The organism is Nocardia aobensis NBRC 100429 (genome assembly GCF_000308375.1).
Lineage (GTDB): Bacteria > Actinomycetota > Actinomycetes > Mycobacteriales > Mycobacteriaceae > Nocardia > Nocardia aobensis.
Map to the genome: position 1 here is coordinate 48,941 of NZ_BAFQ01000038.1, position 22,270 is coordinate 71,210.

Sequence of the window (22,270 nt, forward strand, 5' to 3'; positions counted from 1 at the left end):
CGTGGGCGTCAAATAGCGGGCGCCCCTGAAGGAGGAGATCCTCATGCTGATTTCACAGCGACCCACACTGGCCGAAGAGGTACTGGCCGAGAACCGCTCGAAGTTCACCATCGAACCCCTCGAGCCGGGCTTCGGTTACACCCTCGGCAATTCGCTGCGCCGTACCCTGCTGTCCTCGATTCCGGGGGCCGCGGTGACCAGCATCCGCATCGACGGCGTGCTGCACGAGTTCACCACCGTCCCGGGTGTGAAGGAAGACGTCACCGACATCATCCTGAACCTCAAGGGCCTGGTCGTGTCGTCCGAAGAGGACGAGCCGGTCACCATGTACGTGCGCAAGCAGGGCCCGGGCACCGTCACCGCCGGTGACATCGTTCCCCCGGCCGGTGTGACCGTGCACAACCCGGACATGCACATCGCCACCCTGAACGACAAGGGCAAGCTGGAGATCGAGCTCGTCGTCGAGCGCGGTCGCGGTTACGTCCCGGCGGTGCAGAACAAGGCCTCGGGTGCGGAAATCGGCCGGATCCCGGTGGATTCGATCTACTCGCCGGTGCTGAAGGTGACCTACAAGGTCGAGGCCACCCGTGTCGAGCAGCGCACCGACTTCGACCGGCTCATCCTGGACGTCGAGACCAAGAACTCGATCTCCCCGCGGGATGCGCTGGCGTCGGCCGGTAAGACCCTGGTCGAGCTGTTCGGCCTGGCGCGCGAGCTGAACGTGGAGGCCGAGGGTATCGAGATCGGGCCGAGCCCGGCCGAGGCGGATCACATCGCCTCGTTCGCGCTGCCGATCGAGGACCTGGACCTCACCGTGCGTTCGTACAACTGCCTCAAGCGCGAGGGTGTACACACCGTCGGCGAGCTGGTTGCGCGGACCGAATCGGATCTGCTGGACATCCGCAACTTCGGCCAGAAGTCCATCGACGAGGTCAAGGTCAAGCTGCATTCGCTCGGCCTGTCGTTGAAGGACAGCCCGGCCTCCTTCGATCCGTCGAGCGTCGTCGGTTACGACGCCGCCACCGGAACCTGGAGTGACAGCGGCTCCTTCGGCGATGCAGACAACGGCGAGCAGGACTACGCCGAGACCGAACAGCTCTAGGCCTTCCGGGGTGGCAGCCCCGCTCGGCCTTTCCTAAGGAGAACAACCAATGCCCAAGCCCAAGAAGGGTGCTCGCTTCGGCGGGTCGGCGTCGCACCAGAAGGCGATCTTCGCCAATCTGGCCACGGCGCTCTTCGAGCACGGTCGGATCACGACCACCGAGGCCAAGGCCAAGGCGCTGCGCCCCTACGCCGAGAAGCTGGTCACCAAGGCCAAGGCCGGTACGCTGGCCGATCGCCGCGAGGTGCTCAAGGTCATCCGCAACAAGGATGTCCTGCACGAGCTCTTCGCGAACATCGGACCGTCGTTCGAGGGCCGCGAGGGTGGCTACACCCGCATCATCAAGACCGTTCCCCGCAAGGGTGACAACGCGCCGATGGCGATCATCGAGCTGGTCCGGGAGAAGACCGTGACCAACGAGGCCGATCGCGCTCGCCGGGTCGCCGCCCAGCAGGCCAAGACCGAGGACAAGGCCGACGAGGCCACCGAGGCGAAGGCCGACGAGGCTGCTGAGGCGAAGGCCGACGAGGCTGCTGAGGCGAAGGCCGACGAGGCTACCGAGGCGGAGTCCACCGAGGCTCCCGCCGAGGACAAGGCGGAATGAGTTGGTCCCCGCCACGTGCGGGGACCTCTCGATCTGCGTCGGGAATTCACGAGTGAGCCCGCCGTCCCCTCCGGGTCGGCGGGCTTCGCTCATGTTAACCAGGAAATGGCTGTGACCATGCAGGATCCGGCGGCAACCTCGGTTGCGGTTCGAGTACGGCTCGATATCGCCTACGACGGCACCGATTTCACCGGCTGGGCCCGCCAGCCCGGCCTGCGGACCGTGCAGGGTGTGCTCGAGGAGTCGCTGAGCAAGGTCCTGCGCGAACCGATTCAGCTGACGGTGGCCGGCCGGACCGACGCCGGTGTCCACGCCGAGGGGCAAGTCGCGCATTTCGACACGACCGCGCTGCCCGACTACGACAAGTTGCTGCACCGGCTGGCGCGCTTCCTGCCGAAGGATGTCCGCGTCACCGGGATCCGCTCGGCGCTACCGGAATTCGACGCCCGCTTCTCCGCGATCCGCCGCCACTACGCGTATCGGCTCACCACCGCGCCCTATGGGGCGCCGCCGCTGCTGGCCCGCAGCGTGGTCGCCTGCCGTCCCGGCGTCGATCTCGACGCCATGCGTGAGGCATCGCGAAAGCTGTTGGGACTGCACGATTTCGCCGCATTCTGCCGCCGGCGCGAAGGTGCGACGACGGTCCGCGAATTGCAGCGCTTCGATTGGGTGACGACACCGATCGGTGGTCCCGGCCAGGCTGGTTCCGACCGCGAAGCCGCCATGCTCACCGCCTATGTCAGCGCCGACGCCTTCTGCTGGTCCATGGTGCGCAGTCTGGTGGGCGCGGTGCTCGCGGTGGGGGAGGGGCGCCGCACTCCCGAGTGGGTGGAAAGCCTTCTCGCGGAACGGGAACGGTCGAGTTCGATCACCGTGGCCCCCGCCCACGGATTGAGTCTGATTGCCGTCGACTACCCCGCGGATGCCGACCTCGCCGCCCGCAATGCCGAAACCCGGGAGATGCGCACGATCCCCGAGTCGGACGGCTGCTGCGGTAGCTGACAGCGCGACCTGTCCCCGAGACGGCCGACGGCCCCGCGGCGTCCACGGGGCCGTACGAGTCGCTATTCGAGGGTTGTGCGTGTCTCACCTCCTTCGCGCTGCGACGAACCTCGATTCCGCCCGCGCGTCCGGCCACCTTGTACCGGTGAGTGGTGTTGTGCGGCTTGCGCACTCAGCTGTTCGCCGATGGCGCGGGCGCATCCCGGTCGCGGCGGGTCAGCTCTCGGATCGGCCGGCCTCGATGGTCTTCGGGCCACGGCCCATGCCGCCGATCTCGATGCGCCGCGGCTTGGCCTTCTCGGCGATCGGCAGGGTCACCGACAGCACGCCGTCGTTGTAGGTGGCACTGATGTTGTCGGTATCGATGCCTTCGCCGAGCGACAGCTGGCGCATGTACGTTCCCGCGAATCGTTCCGACGCGATCCATTGCACGTGCTCGTCACCGGGCAGGCTCCGCTGCGCCTTCAGCGTCAGGGTGCCGTTGTCCACGCTCACGTCGACCGAACCGGGATCGACACCCGGGAGATCGGCATTGAGGACGTAGTGGTCACCGGCCTTGAACAGGTCCATCGGCATGAAACGCGGCGCGCGTGTGGTTCCGGCGGCATCCCCCAGGAGCTGCCGGGCAACGGTGTCGATGTCGTGGAACGGGTCGAACCTCAGCACAGGAATCACCTCCATATCCAGTGGTGACGCCCGCCTCGGCGGCGAGCGCCGGAAGCTGTCCGATGCCAAATTTAGCACTCTCGTCGTGTGAGTGCCAGATTGTGCGACGGGAATTTTTCCGGCGCCGGGTGGAATAGTCGCCCGCGCAACGGAGTTCGCAACGACTATGACAGAGGGTGCGCGAACCACGAATATCGGCAAATTCGGCGTCTGGCGGTACTACGCCGGCTTCGAACCGGGGCAGGCTCGTGAGCTGGAGGGTCTCGGGTACAGCACGTTGTGGCTGGGCGGCTCGCCCCCGGCGGAGCTACCGGCCGTGGAGGCGTTGCTCGAGGAGACCGAGACGCTGACGGTCGGCACCAGCATCGTCAATATCTGGTCCGCGCCCGCCGAACAGGTGGCCGAATCGTTCCACCGCATCGACCGGCGCTTCCCGGGCCGCTTCATCCTCGGCTTCGGCGCCGGGCATCCCGAGCAGGATTCCGATTTCCGCAAGCCCTACGACGCGCTCGTCGACTATGTCGATGTGCTCGACGCCAACGGCGTCCCGAAGCAGCAGCTCGCGCTCGCGGCGCTCGGGCCGCGGGTGCTGAAGCTGGCCGCCGACCGCACCGCGGGAGCGCTGCCGTACCTCGTGACCGCCGAACACACCCGGCAGGCCCGCGAAATTCTGGGTCCGGACGCGCTGCTCGTGCCCGAACACAAGATCTCGTTCAGCACCGACCCGGTCCAGGCGCGCCTGACCGCTCGCCCGCGCACGGAGTTCTACCTGAACCTGCGTAATTACGTGGCGAATCTGCGCCGGCTCGGCTTCGGCGACGAGGACCTGACGCCGCCCGGCAGCGACCGGCTGATCGACGCGCTGGCACTGCACGGCTCGGCCGAGCAGATCGCCGACGCGCTGGTCGAGCATTTGAAGGCCGGCGCCGATCAGGTGGCCATCCAGGTCACCGACGAGGATCACATCGGGGTGCTGCGCGCGCTGGCCCCGGCGCTCGCCGCGCGCGTCTGATCGTCTCCCTCGCGACCGCCGCGGCCATGGTCAGCGGCGGTCGTGGGGGATCCCGCCGATGCTCAGGAGCGGACCAACCGCGCGATGGCGTCGGTGGCCTCCTTGATCTTCGCCTCGGCCTCGGGGCCGCCCTGGACAGCCGCGTCGACCACGCAGTGACTGATGTGGTCCTCCAGCAGGCCCATGGCCACCGCCTGCAGCGCTTTGGTCATGGCCGAAACCTGCGTCAGGATGTCGATGCAGTACTTCTCCTCTTCGACCATGCGCTGCAGGCCACGCGCCTGCCCCTCGATCCGGCGCAGCCGCTTGAGGTAGTCGTCCTTGGCGGTGATGTAGCCGTGGGTGGCGTGGTCGTGCCCGGGCTGCGCGGCCGCCTCGGCCGTTCGAACCGTGTTGATCTGATCCTCGCTCACCGACTGTTCCTCGCTCCCGCCCTGGTAGTTCATACCCCCCTAGGGTACATTATCGGAGGGGTACTGTCAGGGTAGCCGGTGCTGGGTGAGGCGGCGGGGGCCGCCGCCGCGGCGTACGCGAGAATTGCGGTTATGAGTTCGGATCCCCGCCCCGCGCTGGCCATCATCGGCGGTAGCGGCTTCTACGATTTCTTCGGCGACGACGCGACCACACTCGAGATAGAGACACCCTATGGTGTGCCGAGCGCGCCGATCACGGTCGGAGAGGTCGAGGGCCGCCAGGTCGCCTTCCTGCCGCGGCACGGGCGCAAGCACGAATATTCCCCGCACACGGTGCCGTATCAGGCCAATATGTGGGCGCTGCGGTCGATCGGCGTGCGGCGGATCTTCGCGCCGTGTGCGGTCGGCAGCCTGCGGGCGGACTGGGGGCCGGGCACTGTGGCCGTTCCCGACCAACTGGTGGACCGGACCTCCGGCCGCGCGCAGACCTACTTCGACAACGGCGGTATCCACGTCTCCTTCGCCGATCCGTACTGCGACGACCTGCGCTCGGTCGCGACGCGGGCGGCGGTGCCCGAACTGCCGATGCGGTCGGCCGCCACCATGGTCGTGGTGCAGGGCCCGCGCTTCTCCACCCGGGCCGAGAGCCGCTGGTTCGCCGGACAGGGGTGGGAACTGGTGAACATGACCGGATACCCGGAAGCCGTGCTCGCTCGCGAACTCGAAATGTGTTATGCCGCTATCGCTTTGGTGACCGACCTCGATGCGGGCCTGGAGGCCGGGGAGGGCGTCAGCGCGGCCGCCGTCTTCGCCGAATTCGAGCGCAACCTGGTGCCGTTCAAGACCTTGGTGCGCCGCGCGGTCGCCGGTGTCGAGGGTACCGAGACCTGCGATCACTGCACGGTGCATGCCGGGGTGGCGCTGCCGTTCGAACTGCCCTGACGGATCGACCGGCGCACCGCGTCGAACGCTACCGGGTACCTGCCTCGCGCAGATCGATCCGGGCGAGCGCGAAATGCGGCGTGCCGGTTCCGTCCGGACCGTGGGGCAGCGGTGAGACCTCCACGTCCACGGTGATCCACCCCCCGGCCGTATCCGCCAGCCGCAGATTCGGCAGCGTCCACGACGGCGCGCCGGCCCGGATCGCCGTGCGCGCGGCGGTAATTCGCTCCCGGTCGCCGGGATGTGGCAGCGTGCGTTCGTCGGTGTCGCCGGACCAGTCGAGCCCCGGCACCGGCGGGCTGATCCACCGGATCACCCGGACCCGCTCGGTGTCGACCACCGCCAGATACATTCCCGGATTGCGGCCGACCAGTGTCTCGACCGTCACCGCCTCGAACGACTTGGGCTGGGGCGGAACGCTTTCGGTGACATCGGCCAGAATGCCGCGCCACAGGTAGGGATCGGATGCGGAGTTGCGCGTCGCCATCATCAACGTGCGCAGCCCGTCCGGCGTGCGCACGCAGATGTCGCCGCACCAGCGTGATCCGGGCGCGGCGCGTGCCACGATCGCGGCCAGGTCCAGGGCATCGTCGAAACGCTCGACGTGTTCGAAGGATTCGGCCCCGATCCAGACGCTGCGCTTGCGATCGAATGCCGGGCCCAGACCCGCGGACCGCACTTCCGTGCGCCGGGTGTGGGCGTCGAGCAGATGGGTGGCGACCGGCGGCGGCGCGGGTGGGTCGCCCGGACCCACCCACATCTGCACCGCGTGTACCCGCTCGTCGGGCCCGGTCAGCGCGATCGCGCGGGCGCGGTATCCGGACCAGGCGTGACGGGATTTCGGCAGCTGCCGCTCGACGGTCCCACCGCTCGCGGCGGCGGCGGTGAGGATCGGCATCAACCGGGAGGGCACGGTGCGGGCCAACGACTTCCAGCGCCGCGGTGCGGTGTCGACGGCGAGCACCGACCAGGTGGGCGGAACGTCCAGTGTTTCGATCAGCAACCAATGTCCGAGAATCACGAATTTCGCCCCCTTCTGATCGATCCGCGGTGCCCGGTCGGTCGCAGCCGTCCGATATGGCGCTCGAAGATTTTTCGCCCGGGCCACAGGGTATCGGTGCGGCGGGCACGCTCGGCGAGCAGGCCGTCGGTGTGGCGAGAGGGCGCCGACTAGGCTGACGCCATGGACGATCCGCTGCGGTTGGAGGTCATCGTCGCCAGTGTGCGGCCCGAGCGGTTCGCGCCCGTGGTGGCGGACTGGTTCCTCCGCACGGCCCGCGCGGATGCCGGCCTCGACGTCGGCGTCATCGATCTGGCACACACTCCGCTGCCCACCGACCTGACGACGACGCCGCAGGTGGAGGCGTTCCGGGAGCGGATCGGCGCCGCGGACGGATTCATCGCGGTGACCTCCGAGTACAACCACGGCTATCCCGCCTCGCTGAAGACGGCGCTCGACAGCGCCAAACGCGAGTGGCGGGCCAAGCCCATCGGCTTCGTCGGTTACGGCGGACTGTCGGGCGGCCTGCGAGCGATCGAGCAATTGCGCCAGGTCGTCGCGGAGATCCACATGGTCTCGCTGCGCGAGAGCGTGAGTTTTCACGAGGCCAAACGCAAATTCGACGCGGACGGCAACACCGCCGACGGCGCCGCGGTCGACGCCGCGCAGCGGCTTCTGCGGCAATGGGCGTGGTGGGCACGTCATCTGCGCACGGCGCGCAGAACCGACCCGTATCCGGGGTGAGCCGGTTCAGGCGTGCCGTCGGTCTGTGTGCCGGTCGAGGAGTCCGCGAAACTAGTTGTGCGACTGCGCCATTCGCTGTCGGGGATCCTGCTGCGGCATCGGGCGGCGGCCCCGCGGACTGCCGATGTAGGTCGTTTCCCGGGGAATCGAGACCAGCGTCAGATCGACCTGGGTGGTTCCGGTCCGCATCACCACATGGTTGCCGATCGCGCCCGGCTGGTGGATGGACAGATCCGGGTTGGTGGCCGGCCAGCCCATCGGATCACCGGTGACGTAGATCGTGGTCACGCCGGCGTGCGGTGCGGGCGCGAGCACACCGTCGACCACGGCCGCGGTGAATCCGGCGTCGCTCTGATGGGTTTCCACCGCGATGGTGAGCCGCTCGGGATTGCCGATCGTGGTGACCAGCTGCTCCCACGCGTGCGGGCGATCGGTACGGATGAGGATGCGCTCGCCGACGGCCAGCGCCCGGAACACCAGCTGCTGCGCCAGATACAGCTCGCCCGCCACGTAGACGGTCGAAATGCCCTGTCCGACAAGGCGAACGGCGACGCCGTTACCGTCCTCGTCGGAGCCGATCAGCTGACCGCAGCCCGACGAGGGCAGATGCAGGACGCCGACGACGTCGATCGGGTACTGGCTCATCGGGACGGTGTCGTCCACGCCCGGGATGGCGATCGGCAGGTGGGCGAGCAGGCTCTGGCGATGCCGGCCGCTCAGCGACACCATGCCCTTGCGCTTGGTCTTCTCCGGCAGCTCCCGGGCGGTCAATCGCCAGGCCGCGCCGATGTTCACCGTCTCGGGCGAACTTCCCGGCCGCAGCCGGACCGCGACCGTGGTGCCCCGCGACGGCGCGACCCACAGCTGTGCCAGCAGATCCGAGCCCAGCTGCTTGGGATCGACTGCCGCGCCGATGTTCACGCTGTTGCCCAGTTCCGCGTAGCGCCAGCGGTGGGTCAGCGCCCGCGGGTCGACCCCGGCGCTGATCTGCCACACGGCCTTGCGAATCTCGGGCGCGGTGAGCACGCGGGACGCGCAGTCGGCGTCCTCGAGCGCGCGCACGATGCGCTGGGTCGCGATGGTGACCGCCCGGCCCGCGCCCTCCGTACCGCCGCCGCGCCGCGCCGCGGCCTCCGGACAGGCCAGTGCGTCGAAACTGATTGCGAGCCAGACGGTTCGGTGCGCCGTCGCGGGCAGCGGGCCGAGCAGCGATTCGTAGATCGGCCCCGCGGGCGTGCCGGAGCGGCTGCGGTGGCCGTGGCTGATGATGTCGATACCGGACAGCAGGATGTCGTGCTGGCTCAGGCACTGTGCCAGCTCGGGCAGCGGAAGCAGATGCGAGGCGTGCACGGTGTTGCGGTCGATCCGGGTCAGACCGCCCTTGGGTGGTAGCACCTCGACGACGGCGACCACGCGGCTGCCTTCCCAGTACAGACCGAGCGAACGACCGTCCGGGCCACGGAAATCGACGGTATCGCCGAGGTCGTAGTCCTGGCGGGTGACGTACCGCCACACCGTGGCGATCCACGAGGCGATGGTGCGCTTGCCGATCGGGACGAGCAGCACCAGTCCGGCCACGACCGCCGCGCCCAGTGCGTACCAGCCGGGTACGCCGACCGCGAGCACGACGAGCCCGACGACCAGCCCCAGTACCTGTGCGGCCAGCAGATTCGGCAGCGAGATCCGTCCGAGGAGCGGGCGGCTGTTGGTGCCGCTGGATTCGGCCATCGTCGTCCCCCAAGTACCCGGTGTCGGCCGATTCTTCGATGGCCGAGCTGAACTTCAGTCCTGCTGAACTGTACTGTGTTGGGCGAACGCGAGCACTGTTCGGGGGAGGACTCATGCCTTCAAAGCCCACTACGCGCTGGCAGGTGAGCGGCTATCGCTTCCTGGTCAGGCGAATGGAGCACGCCCTGGTACGCCGGGACGTGCGGATGCTGCACGATCCGATGCGCTCGCAGTCGCGCGCCTATGCCGCCGGACTGGTATTGGGTGTCGTCGCGCTGGCCGGCTGCGGTGTGCTCGCGTTGCTGCGGCCGCAGGGGTCGATCGGCGACAACAAGATCCTGCTGGGCAAGGATTCCGGCGCGGTCTACGCCGTCATCGACGGTGTCGTGCATCCGTCGTTGAATCTGGCGTCGGCGCGGCTCGCGGTCGGCGAACCGGCAAAAGCGGTGTCCATCAAGGAATCCGAGCTGGCGAAGAAGCCGCGCGGGGCGCTGATCGGCATTCCGGGTGCGCCGTCCTCGCTGAACTTCGACAGCAGCGGCAAAGGCCGCGCCTGGTCGATCTGCGACGAGCTGAAGAACGACGGCAGCCGTGACCTGACCACGACGGTGCTCGCCGGGGATCCGTCGCTGGGTTCCAAGGCCGCCGAGCTGGATTCGGGTAAGGCACTGCTGGTGCAGGGGCGCGACGCCGCCTATCTGATCTACGACAATCAGCGCGCGCGGGTCGATATGAACGATCCGAAAGTTACCGAGGCCCTGGGCATTCGGGGAATGACGCCGCGGCCGATCAGCGCCGGGCTGCTCAACGCGGTGCCCGAGGTGCTGCCGATCGTGCCGCCGAAGATCACCGATCCGGGCGGTACGCCGGGCTACCCGTTGAACAACCACCGAATCGGCGATGTGGTGCATGTGGAGACCAAGGATCAGTCCTATGTGGTCCTGCGCGACGGACTGCAGGCCATTTCGCCGCTGACCGCCGACATCATCCGCAACTCGAATCCGACCGCTTCGGATCATCCGGAGATCAGCCAGTTCGACAGCACTCAGGCGCCGGTGTCGAACGAGCTTCCGGTGCAGCAGTATCCGGCGCGGCCGCCCACCGTCGTGGACCCCAAGGACCAGCCGATCGAATGCATGTCGTGGAAGCCGCTGTCCGGTGCCGCCGACAAGGCCGACGGCAGTAAGCGCGCGGAATTGGCTGTGCTGACCGGACATTCGCTGCCGATCCCGGACGGTGCGCAGACTACGCCGCTGGCCCAGGCCGACGGTTCGGGTCCGAACGTGGATGCCTTCTACTCCACGCCCGGCTCCGGATTCTTCGTCCAGACCACCGGTATCGAGGCCGACAGCCAGCGCCGCGACAGCATGTTCTACATCGCCGACACCGGGGTGCGCTACGGCATCAAGGACGCCGCCGCGCAGAAGGCGCTGGGGATGGACGCCGACAAGGCCAAGCCCGAACTCGCGCCGTATCAGATCGTCGGCCTGCTCGCCGCCGGTCCGACGCTCGGCCGTCAGGAGGCGATGGTGGCCCATGACGGCGTGGCGCCGGACCCGAATCCGGCCAAGCAGCTGGTGCGTTCCAAGCAGGACCAATCCGCGCAGCAACCGCAGAACTAGCCGGACCCGGCTATTGCCGGGCGGGCGTCTCGGGTAGCGCGCTCTCGTTCGTGCCGAAGCGAATCCCCTTGGCCTCCTTGCCGATCAGCGTCAGGAAGGCCACCGCGATCAACACCGGGACGATGGTGACGGCCAGCGCGAACGGATATCCGTGGCTTTCGGCCACCCGCTCCTGGATCGGCAGATTGAGTGAGGCGAGCAGATTGCCGAGCTGGTAGGTCACGCCCGGGTAGAAGCCGCGGATAGCGTCGGGCGACAGTTCGGTCAGATGTGCCGGGATGACGCCCCAGGCGCCCTGTACGACCAGTTGCATCAGGAACGATCCCAGGCACAGCATGGCCGCGGTCGTCGAATAGGCGAACAACGGCACGATCGGCAGTCCGAGCAGTGCGCAGAAAATGATGGTGTAGCGGCGGCCGTACTTCTGCGAGAGGCTGCCGAACACCAGACCACCGATGATGGCGCCGATGTTGTACACCACCGCAATCCATTTCGCGGTCGCCGAGGACAATCCCGCGCCGCCGTTGTCGATCGCGGACAGGAAGGTCGGGTAGATGTCCTGGGTGCCGTGGCTCATCCAGTTGAACGCGGTCATCAGGAGGACGAGATAGGCGAAGCGGCGGATCACGACCGGATTCATCGCCACGTCACGCAACGAGGTCTGGGTGAGCCGCATACGTTCCCGGCTGTTCTCCCACGCCTCCGATTCACCCACCCGGGTCCGGATCACGAGGATGATCAGGGCCGGAATCACCGAGAGCGCGAACAGCCACCGCCAGGACAGGCCGAGCCAGTTCATCACCAGCAGCGAGGCCAGTGACGCGAGCAGATAGCCGAACGAGTAGCCCTCCTGCAGGAGTCCGGAGAAGAAACCACGCCGCTCGGCGGGGATCTTCTCCATCGCCAGCGCCGCGCCGAGTCCCCATTCGCCACCCATGCCGATGCCGTAGAGCAGCCGAAGTATCAGCAGCACAGTGAAATTCGGTGCGAACGCGCACAGGAACCCGATCACCGAATAGAACGCGACGTCGACGATCAGCGGAAGGCGCCGCCCCACCCGGTCGGCCCAGAGGCCGAACAACAGCGCGCCCACCGGCCGCATGATCAGCGTCGCCGTGGTGATGAACGCGACGTCGGATTTCGGCATATCGAAGGACGCGGCGATATCGGCATAGACGAAGACGACCAGGAAGAAGTCGAAGGCGTCCATCGTCCAGCCCAATTGGGCCGCGATGAACGAATTGCGCTGATCGGGAGTGAGACGTTGCCTGCCGGCGACTGTCATGGCTGTTCCTGCCCCTCGTGCGACGACCCGCGACGGCCGTACCGCTGGACCGCCGCTGTCAGAAATACTGAGTCATCGCCGCGCCGCTCGTGTCGATCTCGGACGGATTCACCCCGCCGACCAGGGCATATCGCCTATAACGGACGAATTGACGGCGCGCCCGGCGATGAATACGGCGGCCGCGCCTCGTCGCAACACCATGGACACCATGCAGACGACCAACCTCGCCGAACTGTACGATCTCGATCCGCTGGACTGGTCCGCCGTCGTGGCCGGTCTGAACGCCGGATTCCCGCAGGCGCCCGGGACGGGTGGCCCCGATCGGCACACCTGCTGGCTGGCCACGATCGATCCGGACGGCAGCCCACATGTCACCGCGGTGGGCGCACTGTGGGTGGACGGTGCCTTCTGGTTCGAAACCGGACCGCGAACACGCAAGGCCCGCAACATCTCTCGTGATCCGCGCTGCACGCTCAGCGTCGCACTGGACACGTTCGACCTCAGCGTGAACGGCACGGCCGAACGCGTCACCGACCCGGCGACGGTAGCGCAGCGGGCCGCCGACTGGGCCGCCGAGGGATGGCCGTGCCGCGTCGACGATTCCGGCGCGGCCCTGACCGCCGACTTCAGCGCGCCGTCGGCCGGCCCGCCGCCCTGGTACGTCTACCGCATCGCGGCGCACGCGGCGACGGCGCTGTCGACGGTCGAGCCGGGCGGGGCGACCCGCTGGCGGTTCGGCGAGCCGCGGTGAACTCACTCGCCGCGGTCGCCGAAGCGGCGGCGCAGCGGGAACGAGGCGAGATATCCGAGCACGGCGAGCACGCCGATGACACCGGTTCCGATCAGCGCCACATTGCGGGAGGTGTGATCGGGGGCCGGGGGCGTGGTCGGCACCGGAAGTTGCCAGCTCTTGGCGGCACTGGGCCGCTTGGGCGGCAACGAGTTCGGAACCTGCGCGGTCAGCGCGGCCACCGGGTCGACCGCGCCGTATCCGACATACGGATTCCATCCCTCGGCGGGTGCGTGGGCGGTGGCCTCGATGCGCTTGATGACGTCGAGCGCGCTGAGCTCCGGGAATCGGGCACGGACGAGGGCCGCCACGCCCGCGACATACGGTGCGGCGAAACTGGTTCCGGAGATGGGCTCGGCCTTGCCCTGCTGATCCACCTTCGCGACGGCCGTCCCCTTGCTGCGCGGATCGTCCCAGTGCGGGTCGAGCGAGGTCAGATTCTCGCCGGGCGCCGCGACGCCGACCCACGGGCCGGGCACGGTGAACTTCGAGGGCTGGCCGTTGTCGTCGATCGAGCCGACCGACAGCACGTAGTCGTCCCACCGCGCGGGCGAGACGTTCATATCGACCTTGGTCCACGGATCGGCGCTCGGATCCAGCGGATCGATGACCGGGTTGGTCCCCTTGCATTTGTCGTTGTTGCCCGCGGCCGTGACGACCACGACGTTCTTCTCGACGGCGGCGTAATGCACCGCGGCGCCGAGGTCGTCGTCGGGAATCGCCCCGGCCTGACAGGCCACCTCGGACATGTTGATGACCGTCGCGCCCATATCGGCCGCCCGGCGCACCGCCTGCGCCAGGGTGTGGGTGGTCCCGTAGCCCTCGGGCATGGCGTCGGGCCCCTTGTCGCGGCCCGCGCCCTTCTTCTGGAAGTAGCTCGAGGTCTGCCGGATGCTCAGAATCTGCGCCTGCGGCGCCACACCCGAAAAGCCTTGTGCCGGAAGACGAGTCGCGGCGATGATGCCGGCCACGAAGGTCCCGTGCGCGTCGCAGTCGTCGGTGCCGTCGCCGGCGGAGACGTAGTCGCCGCCCGGGATGATGCCGGGCAGCCGGGGATGGCGCATCACACCGGTGTCGATCACCGCCACCAATTGCCCTGCGCCACTGGCGAACTGCCATGCCTTGTCCAGTTCCAGACTGCGCTGCGCGGTCGGCACGGTCGGACCGTCCCCGCCGGTGCTGGTGCTGGCGCAGGGTGAATTCGCCGGCTGCTCCGTGGCATCCGGTGGGGCCGGATTACCGCCGGACGGCAGCGCGCCCGGGTTCACCACCGGTTTGTCCGCGATCGCGGCGCCCGCACCCGTCGTGGCGCTCAGACCCAGCATCGCGACGACGGCAGCGACTCGAATTACTCTGCGCCCGAACATTTTCGGATTCATGCGCGGCTCAGAGCGATCGAACGAGCGTGTACAGCTCGGCTACCCAGAACACCAGCGGCAGGACGGCGGCCACGAAGCCGTATTCCAGCAGCTCCACGGCGCGGCGCATCGGCGGCGTCGCCGACTGGTTCGGCACGATCGTGCCCAGGATCAGCGCGGCGATGAGCATCACCATGGCGGCGCCGAACACCGCGAGCGGCTGTTCCACCACGAAGGCCGCGCCGATGGTCATGATCAGCAGGATGGCCGCACCGCCAGCGAGCAGCACCACCGCCAGTTCGGCGCTGACGTAGGTGCGGCTGCGGAACATCAGCACCACCGCGCAGACCAGCGCCAGTGCGATACCGGGCCAATAGGGGCCGTCCGCGGACGGATCGGTCGAGGCGAGCGCGCCGATCACGGTCACCAGGGTGGTCGCGCCGACCAGGCCGGCCAGATACATCCGGGCGCGTTCGGATTTCGTGCGCAGCACATCCATGGTGGGCAGTGCGCGGTGGTCGTCGGGATCGTCCTCGGTGGGATCGATCGGAGTGCCGGGCGAAGGTACCGGCGGCAGTGGCAATTTCGCGAGCAGCATCGACACACGCGGCGCCAGCGACAGCGCGCCGAGCGCGAGCGCGGCGGCGACCGCGCCGATGGCCTTGACCGGCTGCGAGGTCAGCAGGCCGACCAACGCCGCCGGGATGGCGAACACGGAAAGTGTTGCGGCGCCGATGAACAGAGCCAGACCGACGCCGCTGACGCGCCAGGCCAGCAGTGCCGTCGCGCCGACGAGGACCGAGCCGAGCAGCAGATTCGCCCAGCCGTAGTGGTCGGGCACGATCAGCATGCCCGCGGCGAACGCACTCGGTAGCGCGCAGCCGCCGAGCACCAGCGCGGAAGCGGTGTCGCCGTACATGCGGCTCATCACCGTGCCGGCCACCACCAGCAGGATCGTCAGCACCGCGGCGATGGAACCGGTGATCCAGCCCGCCATCGCATCCGGCGCCGCCAGCAGGCCCGTGCATCCGGCGAGCATGGTCAGGATCGCGATGATCGAACCGGTGATTCGCGCGACCCGCGGTGACCAGCTGCGGAAGTGGTCGGCATCGGCGATCGCGACGTTGTACATGATGTCGTCGAACAGCGGACTGGGCGCGACGTGGTCGGCGCTTTCCAGCATGAGCAGTTCGCCGTCGCGCACACCCTGCTCGCCCAGGCTGAGCGAATTGGAGAACGGCGGCTGCCCGATGCGCGCGAGCACCCATTCGGCGGGCTGGAATTGTTCGCCGCTGTTGTCGAAGTCGTTGGTGCGACTGTGTTGCGCCACCATGTCGACCACGCTCGGAATGACCAGGGCGACCGGAACGTCGACCGGAATCGCCATATCGACCTGCGTGTGCTTGGCCAGAATGGTCACCCGCGCAAGATCGGGCGCCCGGACGATTCCGCGGCTCGAATCCTCTTCGATATGGTCCAGTCGCGCGTGCGTCACGCTTCCCCCAACTCCGTCTCTACCTGGTGTTTCAGCATGCGCTCCGGTTTGCGGTCGCGCGGCCGATCCGTGCAGAATGCTGGTCGAACTGTACGACATGTCGGCCGCTGCCTCTACACTGAGTCCGCAGTACAGCCGCCGAAGGGGGATCTTCCGTCGATGAGCACTGTCAGGTTCCAGCGTCGTGCGCGCCGGGAGGTTCCGAGGTCACCGGGCGGCGAAGTGACACTGCAACCGCCGCCGGAGATTCCACGCGCGATACCTGGCAGTCTGATGGGCAAACTGATGCCCGTCGTCATGGTCGTCGGCATGGTCGGAATGATGGCCATCATGTTCACCCGCGGTGGAGGTATCGCCTCCAACCCGATGAGCATGATGTTCCCGATGATGATGGTCTTCTCCATGGTCGGCATGTTCGCCGGTCAGGGCGGTAAGGGGCAGAAGGCCGCCGAGGCCAACGAGGACCGCAAGGACTATCTGCGCTACCTGGACCAGGTCCGCAAGGATGTCGACGAGACCGCCTCCCAGCAGCGCGCGGCGGTCGAATGGAGCCATCCCGAACCGGGTTTGGTGTGGATGCTGGCCGGCACCAGCCGCATGTGGGAACGTCGTCCGGGGGACAAGGACTTCTGCCACGCGCGCATCGGCCTGGGCGGTCAGCGCCTGGCCACCCGCCTGGTCTCGCCGGAAACCGGCCCCGTCGAGGAACTCGAGCCGATCGCGGCCGTATCGCTGCGTCGTTTCGTGCGTACACATTCCACGGTTCCCGATTTGCCCACCGCCATCGCGGTCAAGGGTTTCGCCACCATCCAGCTCAACGGCGACCGCGCTCAGGCGCGCGATATGACCCGCGCGATGTTGTTGCAGCTGTGCATGTTTCAGGCGCCGGACCAGGTTCTGGTCGCCGTGGTCTGCGGTCCCGACACCGCCGCCGAATGGGAGTGGACCAAATGGCTCCCGCACACACAGCATCCGGATTCCCAGGACGGCGTGGGCACCGAGCGCATGGTCTACGGTTCCGTCCGCGAACTCGCGGACGGCCTGAACCCGTTGCTGCACAACCGGGTTCGCTATTCGCGCAACCAGCCGGCCAATCAGAATCTGGTCCACATCGTCATCATCGTCGACGGCGGTCTGCTCGAGGCCGAAGAGGATTCGCTGCGGGAATCCGGCTACGAGGGCGTCACCATCATCGATCTGTGCAGTTACGCTCCGCGCCTGGCGGTTTCGCGCGGCATCCAGATGGTCGTGGAGAACGGTGAATGCGTCGGCCGCGGCGCCACCGGCAATATGGAACGCTTCGCCCTCATCGACCGCATCAGCGCACGGCAGGCCGAACAGGTCGCGCGCCGCCTCGCCCCCTTCCGGGTGGCGGCGGTCCAGCGCGGCGGCGACACCGTGGTCGAGGAGAACGCCGAGGTCATCGACACCTGGGCCAAGCTGGTGGGCCTGGGTGATATCGGAACCTTCAATCCGGAAAACGGATGGAAGCCGCGTTACAGCCGCGACCGGTTGCGGGTGCCGTTCGGTGTAGGCGCCGACGGTTTGCCGGTTTACCTGGATATCAAGGAAGCGGCCGAGGGCGGAATGGGACCGCACGGCCTGTGTATCGGTGCCACCGGTTCGGGTAAGTCGGAATTCCTTCGGACTCTGGTGTTGTCGATGCTGGCAACGCATTCGCCGGACCAACTGAATCTGGTGCTTGTCGACTTCAAAGGTGGTGCGACCTTTCTGGGCTTGGAGGGTGTTCCGCATGTGGCGGCCATCATCACCAACCTGGAGGAGGAAGCCGACCTCGTCGACCGCATGAAGGATGCGCTGCGGGGCGAGATGAATCGCCGCCAGGAAGTGCTCCGTGACAAGGGCAATTTCGCGAATGTCCTCGAATACGAGAAGGCTCGCGCTGCCGGAGCAGACCTCGACCCGATGCCGGCGTTGTTCGTCGTGCTCGACGAGTTTTCGGAACTGCTCAGTCAGCACCCCGATTTCGCCGAACTGTTCGTGATGATCGGTCGTCTGGGCCGATCGCTCCACGTGCATCTACTGCTGGCCTCGCAGCGATTAGAGGAAGGCAAACTCAAGGGACTGGAGGCACATCTGTCCTATCGCATCGGTTTGAAGACGTTCTCGGCCAACGAATCTCGCCAGGTTCTGGGCGTTCCCGATGCCTACAACCTTCCGAACAGTCCCGGTGGCGGATATCTGAAGTCCGATTCCGGTGAGATTCAGCGGTTTCAGGCTTCTTACGTCTCCGGCCCCTACGTGGGTGGCGGATCGCAGCGCGAGGTGACCCAGGCGGGAATCGTCGGCGGCGAGATCGACATCGCTGCACGGCCTTTCATCGCTGGGCAGGTGCCGTTCAGAGCCAGCGATCGGCTCCCACTGCCTCCTGAGCCCAGCATGATCGAGGAAGTCCAGCCGGACGAAAGCGCCGAAAAGATCTCCAACCTGGCCATGCTGGTGTCGCGCATTCAGGGACACGGTCGCGCCGCTCACGAAATCTGGCTGCCACCGTTGGACGAGGCGCCGACACTCGACCAGCTCATTCCGCGTTCGATCCTCACCGGTGAGTACAGTCCCGTCGCGAGTTTGCGCACCGCCATAGGAACAGTGGACCGCCCGTTCGATCAGCGCCGCGACCCCATGGTGATCGACCTGTCCGGGGCCCAAGGCAATGTTGCCATCGTCGGTGGCCCCCAATCCGGTAAATCGACCGCACTCCGTTCCTTGATCATGGGTATGGCGTTGACCCATACCGCAGAACAGGTGCAGTTCTACTGCCTCGATTTCGGTGGTGGCACGCTGGCGGGGCTCGAAGGCCTTCCACACGTCGGTTCGGTGGCGGGGCGCCTGGATGTGGATAAAGTCCGCCGCACCATCTCCGAGATGACCACGATCGTCCGCCAGCGGGAAATGCGTTTCCGCCAACTGGGCATCGAATCGATGGCCGACTTCCGCAGGCTGCGCGGTACCGACCCGTCGAGCAGTCCCGCGGCCGCCGGCGCACACGAGGACCTGTTCGGAGATGTCTTCCTGGTGGTCGACGGTTTCGGATCCATCCGTCAGGATTTCGATGCCCTCGAACAGCCCATCATGAACCTGGCCACGCAGGGTCTCTCGTACGGTGTGCACGTCGTGATCGCGCTGAACCGCTGGGCCGAGGCGCGCCCCGCCCTCAAGGACCAGATCGGCACCCGCATCGAACTTCGCCTGGGTGATCCGATGGATTCCGATCTCGGCCGTCGCGTCGCCGCCTTGGTTCCACAGGGCCGGCCGGGGCGCGGTATGACTCCGGACGCAAAGCACATGCTGACGGCTTTGCCTCGTGTGGACGGGGATTCGAATCCGGAGAATCTCGGTACGGGCGTGGCGGGTTCCGTTGCAGCAATCGCGCGAATGACGCCTGGTCGACCGGCGCGGCAGGTTCGCATGCTGCCTGAATTGCTGACGCGCGAGGACATTCTTCGCAGTCTCGGCAACTGGCCCGCAGGTGTGGACACTCGGCACCCGAACCTGCAGATCCCGATCGGCTTGAACGAATCCGAGCTTGCGCCGGTCCTGCTGAACATGTCCGAGCAGCCGCATTTCTTGATCTTCGGTGACAGCGAATGCGGTAAAACGAACTTGTTGCGCAGCGTGATCAGGGGGATCCTCGAATCGAACACACCTACACAGGCCAAGCTGATCCTGGGCGACTATCGCCGAACCCTGCTGGGTGTGATCGAGACCGATCATCTGGCCGGCTACGCGCCCTCCTCGGAGATACTCGAAAAGATGATGGCCGAGCTGGCGGGCCTGCTTCGTAAGCGGATGCCGGGGCCGGACGTGACTCAGCAACAGCTGCGTGATCGTTCGTGGTGGACCGGGCCTGAGGTCTACGTCGTTGTCGACGACTACGACCTGGTATCCACGTCGAGTGGAAACCCGCTCGGGATTTTGGCCGAATTCCTCGCGCACGCAAAGGACATCGGCTTCCATCTGATCATCGCCCGGAGATCGGGTGGAGCCTCCCGAGCACTGTACGAGCCGCTGGTCTCGAGGATGAAGGATGTGGGCACGACCGCTCTCATCATGAGCGGCAACCGTGAGGAGGGCGTCCTGCTGGCCGGCATCCGGCCGAGCGAAATGCCGCCGGGCCGCGGCACGTTGGCGACGCGCGCGGGGTCCAGTCTCATCCAAACGGCCTGGAGCCCCGAATGATTGTGGACAACCCGTCCGAGAGATGGCACGCTAGGTGCCAATTGGACACTCTCGGTCAGTGGCAGCTGTCCGATGTCGAAGGGGGAGGTGGCAAACCGTCGATCATGACGTATGACCGTTTGAGTAGCCGATCGCTTGGTCTGGCTCGGCCTATTCGAGGCAAATCGTTGGAACCGGCAGCGCTCGGGCTGCGTCCAACTTTCACGTAGAGACCACCAGTGCCGTCATCAGCGGACGACGGTGAGGACAAACCAGAGGAGCTTATTGTGGCGCAGTCATTCAATCTCGATGGTGGAAAACTCGACGACTTCATCAGGCAGATGAACGATCTTCACACCACCATCGACGGCCACGTGCAGACGGCCCGTGCCACGGCGGGAGAGTTGGCGCATCACCTGCAGGGTGGGGCGGGCGATGCCCTTCAGGCGACGTTCGAACGTTTCCTGGACGCGGCGAAGCGGATGAACGACAGTCTCCTGCAGAACGCCGACAACTTGCAGGATGTCAACAAGAAGTATGGTCACGTCGAAATGGATCAGCTGCACCACCTCAAAGAGGTGGATTCGCTTCTGAACATGTGACGGTGAGCTCGTCCGACCTATTCTGATTACAGACATTCATAAGGGGAAACAATGGCCGACTTCGGCTCGATCTCATACAACTTCGGCGGCATCAACGACGGCGGTAGTCAGCTCCACACCGTTGCCAAGAACATCACCTCCGAACTCGAGGACATGGAGCGCAAGTTCCAGGCGTTCATGAGTGAAAACTTCGGGGGCGCGGGCGCCGAGGCTTTCCAGCAGGTCCAGGTCAACTGGAGCCAGCAGTCCAACGAAATGTCGGCTGCGCTCGCGCAGCTCGGCGTGAAGACCGTCAACGCTGGTGAGGCGATGCAGGGCGCGGACATTCTGGCCGCGAAGATCATCGGCGGCTGATCACGCGAGGCTTCTCGAAAGGGCTGGCCGTATTCCCACGCGAATGCGGTCAGCCCTTTCTGTATCGCTACTAGGGTCGCCCTCCCGCCCTGCTACATCCATTCACTGTTTGCCAGTAGCGCGTACTCTGCGGCCGCGCGTTGCTGCGCGTCGTCGAGCTGCCGGCTCCATGTGACCGCTACATAATTCCGGTACTGTATCGCGCAGGTGAATTGTCGATAATAGCCGTTGTCGGGAAGCTGCTTGCATTTGGAGTTCGGAAGGTTCTTGGGCGTCGAGCGGGTGTCGGGATCGGTCAAGAGCTTGTCATAGGCATCGCGGGCGGAGGATTGACCAGCGGTTCGATACACGATGGCTCCACCGTCGACATTCCGCATTATTCCTTTTCCGAATGCCTGTGCGTTACCTCCGGAATTGAAATCTCGCGACATCAGACTGTAGGCGTCCGAAACCGCGAACCGATCGATATGTGTGGATTCGTAGAGCGCTTTCGCTGCTGCCCTATCGGTTTGAAGTTGCAGAAATCCCCGCTCCTCGTACGTGCCCAGCGATCCGTTACGAGGAAGGTAATACTTGTTCGGATTGATAACCCGTCTCATCATGTCGTCAGGGCCCGGCTCGAGTTTGAGCACTTGCTCGGCTGACAAAGGTGACAGTGAGTCGAGCATCGGCAACTGTTTATCATACGTCTTTTCGACGAGAGCCGTGAGATTGTCCAGTTTTCCGTCCGGGGTCTGCGCGAACGTACTGACTACATACTGACCTCGGGCCACGACCGAGCCGATACTAGGCGTCCCGGGCTGCCAATGGGAATGAGCCTCCCGATACTTCCCCAGACGCACAGATTGGTTTCGGTCGGGTGCTACATCGAAGTCCGCCTTCTCGATCTCGGCGGCAGCGAGATTGGCGCTGTCGCTGCTCGGGAGCTGCATTATGGCGAGAGTGATCAGCGTTGCGGATGGAATAGATTGTCCGGTCGGATCGGGCTCGTGGTCGCTGCTCCCGGAGGCGAAGCCGAACATCGGCTTGTTCCGAAGGGCTGCCGCGGCACCTGCTTTGGACAGTACTCGTTCGAAATCCCAGCTCTTCTCCAAGTTCTGAGCCCCGCTGCCGTACTTCAAACTCGGATCTACGTCGAGGCCGGTTACCATGTGATTCATCAATCGAATTTCCGCCAGCGCCGAGCCGTTCTCTACCGTATGGCTGTACTCCTGATATGTGTCGATGGGTTCGGTCGGATATTGCCCGGTATTCAGATGTCGGACATCGATCTCCCCCGAAACCGGCAATCCGGACTTGATGTCGCCGCAACCCATCACTGTAATCAAAGTGGCAAAGGTGAGAAGCAGGGAGCGCGAGATTTTTCTCATGA

The 22,270-nt window shown here is 66.2% G+C and carries 19 protein-coding genes; 11 read left to right on the top strand and 8 right to left on the bottom strand.

Going from position 1 to position 22,270, the window contains the following annotated elements:
* Window positions 1-43 precede the first annotated feature (43 nt).
* The 3 genes from RJ03_RS04410 (at window position 44) to truA (ending at window position 2,708) form a co-directional block, all read left to right on the top strand.
* Complete coding sequence (locus RJ03_RS04410; protein ID WP_030513445.1) at window positions 44-1,102, top strand: DNA-directed RNA polymerase subunit alpha; 1,059 nt, start codon at window positions 44-46, stop codon at window positions 1,100-1,102.
* Between the two features lie 49 nt (window positions 1,103-1,151).
* The gene (gene rplQ, locus RJ03_RS04415; protein WP_036498249.1) at window positions 1,152-1,706 is read left to right on the top strand and encodes a 50S ribosomal protein L17; all 555 of its coding nucleotides are present in this window, start codon (window positions 1,152-1,154) and stop codon (window positions 1,704-1,706) included.
* A gap of 105 nt (window positions 1,707-1,811) precedes the next feature.
* Window positions 1,812-2,708, top strand: a complete 897-nt coding sequence (gene truA, locus RJ03_RS04420) for a tRNA pseudouridine(38-40) synthase TruA (RefSeq protein ID WP_051024311.1) — start codon at window positions 1,812-1,814, stop codon at window positions 2,706-2,708.
* 216 nt (window positions 2,709-2,924) lie between these two features.
* Here truA and RJ03_RS04425 read toward each other — a convergent pair whose 3' ends face one another.
* On the bottom strand, window positions 2,925-3,374 hold the full coding sequence (locus tag RJ03_RS04425; RefSeq protein WP_036498273.1) for an Hsp20/alpha crystallin family protein: 450 nt from the start codon (window positions 3,372-3,374) through the stop codon (window positions 2,925-2,927).
* Between the two features lie 166 nt (window positions 3,375-3,540).
* Here RJ03_RS04425 and RJ03_RS04430 point away from each other — a divergent pair, with 166 nt between their 5' ends.
* Entirely contained in the window at window positions 3,541-4,386 is an 846-nt protein-coding gene (locus tag RJ03_RS04430; RefSeq protein WP_036498250.1) for an LLM class F420-dependent oxidoreductase, read from the top strand.
* 62 nt (window positions 4,387-4,448) lie between these two features.
* On the opposite strand, the gene RJ03_RS04435 is transcribed toward RJ03_RS04430, so the two are convergent.
* Complete coding sequence (locus RJ03_RS04435; protein WP_245552180.1) at window positions 4,449-4,832, bottom strand: metal-sensitive transcriptional regulator; 384 nt, start codon at window positions 4,830-4,832, stop codon at window positions 4,449-4,451.
* Window positions 4,833-4,931: 99 nt separating this feature from the next.
* Here RJ03_RS04435 and RJ03_RS04440 point away from each other — a divergent pair, with 99 nt between their 5' ends.
* Window positions 4,932-5,741, top strand: coding sequence for an S-methyl-5'-thioadenosine phosphorylase (locus tag RJ03_RS04440; protein WP_036498275.1), 810 nt, complete (start codon window positions 4,932-4,934; stop codon window positions 5,739-5,741).
* 28 nt (window positions 5,742-5,769) lie between these two features.
* Here the strand turns inward: RJ03_RS04440 and RJ03_RS04445 are convergent, their stop codons facing one another.
* Window positions 5,770-6,762, bottom strand: coding sequence for a GAF domain-containing protein (locus tag RJ03_RS04445; RefSeq protein ID WP_036498251.1), 993 nt, complete (start codon window positions 6,760-6,762; stop codon window positions 5,770-5,772).
* A 162-nt stretch (window positions 6,763-6,924) separates the two neighbouring features.
* Between RJ03_RS04445 and RJ03_RS04450 the strand changes: the two genes are divergently transcribed.
* Window positions 6,925-7,485 (top strand): NADPH-dependent FMN reductase, encoded by a 561-nt coding sequence (locus RJ03_RS04450; RefSeq protein ID WP_036498252.1) that lies wholly within the window; start codon window positions 6,925-6,927, stop codon window positions 7,483-7,485.
* Between the two features lie 51 nt (window positions 7,486-7,536).
* Here the strand turns inward: RJ03_RS04450 and eccE are convergent, their stop codons facing one another.
* Entirely contained in the window at window positions 7,537-9,213 is a 1,677-nt protein-coding gene (gene eccE / locus RJ03_RS04455) for a type VII secretion protein EccE (protein WP_051024313.1), read from the bottom strand.
* A gap of 113 nt (window positions 9,214-9,326) precedes the next feature.
* On the opposite strand from eccE, the gene eccB reads away from it, so the two are divergent.
* Complete coding sequence (gene eccB / locus RJ03_RS04460; protein WP_051024315.1) at window positions 9,327-10,835, top strand: type VII secretion protein EccB; 1,509 nt, start codon at window positions 9,327-9,329, stop codon at window positions 10,833-10,835.
* 10 nt (window positions 10,836-10,845) lie between these two features.
* Here eccB and RJ03_RS04465 read toward each other — a convergent pair whose 3' ends face one another.
* On the bottom strand, window positions 10,846-12,120 hold the full coding sequence (locus RJ03_RS04465) for an MFS transporter (protein WP_036498254.1): 1,275 nt from the start codon (window positions 12,118-12,120) through the stop codon (window positions 10,846-10,848).
* Between the two features lie 208 nt (window positions 12,121-12,328).
* Here RJ03_RS04465 and RJ03_RS04470 point away from each other — a divergent pair, with 208 nt between their 5' ends.
* Window positions 12,329-12,871, top strand: coding sequence for a pyridoxamine 5'-phosphate oxidase family protein (locus tag RJ03_RS04470; protein ID WP_036498277.1), 543 nt, complete (start codon window positions 12,329-12,331; stop codon window positions 12,869-12,871).
* A gap of 2 nt (window positions 12,872-12,873) precedes the next feature.
* Here RJ03_RS04470 and mycP read toward each other — a convergent pair whose 3' ends face one another.
* Both mycP and eccD read right to left on the bottom strand, forming a co-directional pair.
* Window positions 12,874-14,235, bottom strand: a complete 1,362-nt coding sequence (mycP, locus tag RJ03_RS04475; RefSeq protein ID WP_167331952.1) for a type VII secretion-associated serine protease mycosin — start codon at window positions 14,233-14,235, stop codon at window positions 12,874-12,876.
* Between the two features lie 61 nt (window positions 14,236-14,296).
* Window positions 14,297-15,763 (bottom strand): type VII secretion integral membrane protein EccD, encoded by a 1,467-nt coding sequence (eccD, locus tag RJ03_RS04480; protein WP_036498255.1) that lies wholly within the window; start codon window positions 15,761-15,763, stop codon window positions 14,297-14,299.
* A gap of 159 nt (window positions 15,764-15,922) precedes the next feature.
* Between eccD and RJ03_RS04485 the strand changes: the two genes are divergently transcribed.
* The 3 genes from RJ03_RS04485 to RJ03_RS04495 all read left to right on the top strand — a co-directional run bounded on the left by RJ03_RS04485 (window position 15,923) and on the right by RJ03_RS04495 (window position 20,898).
* Window positions 15,923-19,963 carry a type VII secretion protein EccC gene (locus RJ03_RS04485; RefSeq protein WP_036498256.1) on the top strand — a complete coding sequence of 1,347 codons (4,041 nt, stop codon included), beginning with the start codon at window positions 15,923-15,925 and terminating at the stop codon, window positions 19,961-19,963.
* Window positions 19,964-20,229: 266 nt separating this feature from the next.
* Window positions 20,230-20,544, top strand: a complete 315-nt coding sequence (locus RJ03_RS04490; protein WP_036498257.1) for a WXG100 family type VII secretion target — start codon at window positions 20,230-20,232, stop codon at window positions 20,542-20,544.
* 51 nt (window positions 20,545-20,595) lie between these two features.
* On the top strand, window positions 20,596-20,898 hold the full coding sequence (locus RJ03_RS04495; protein ID WP_036498258.1) for a WXG100 family type VII secretion target: 303 nt from the start codon (window positions 20,596-20,598) through the stop codon (window positions 20,896-20,898).
* Window positions 20,899-20,990: 92 nt separating this feature from the next.
* Here the strand turns inward: RJ03_RS04495 and RJ03_RS04500 are convergent, their stop codons facing one another.
* Entirely contained in the window at window positions 20,991-22,268 is a 1,278-nt protein-coding gene (locus RJ03_RS04500) for a DUF7373 family lipoprotein (protein ID WP_157163331.1), read from the bottom strand.
* Between the last annotated feature and the right edge of the window lie 2 nt (window positions 22,269-22,270).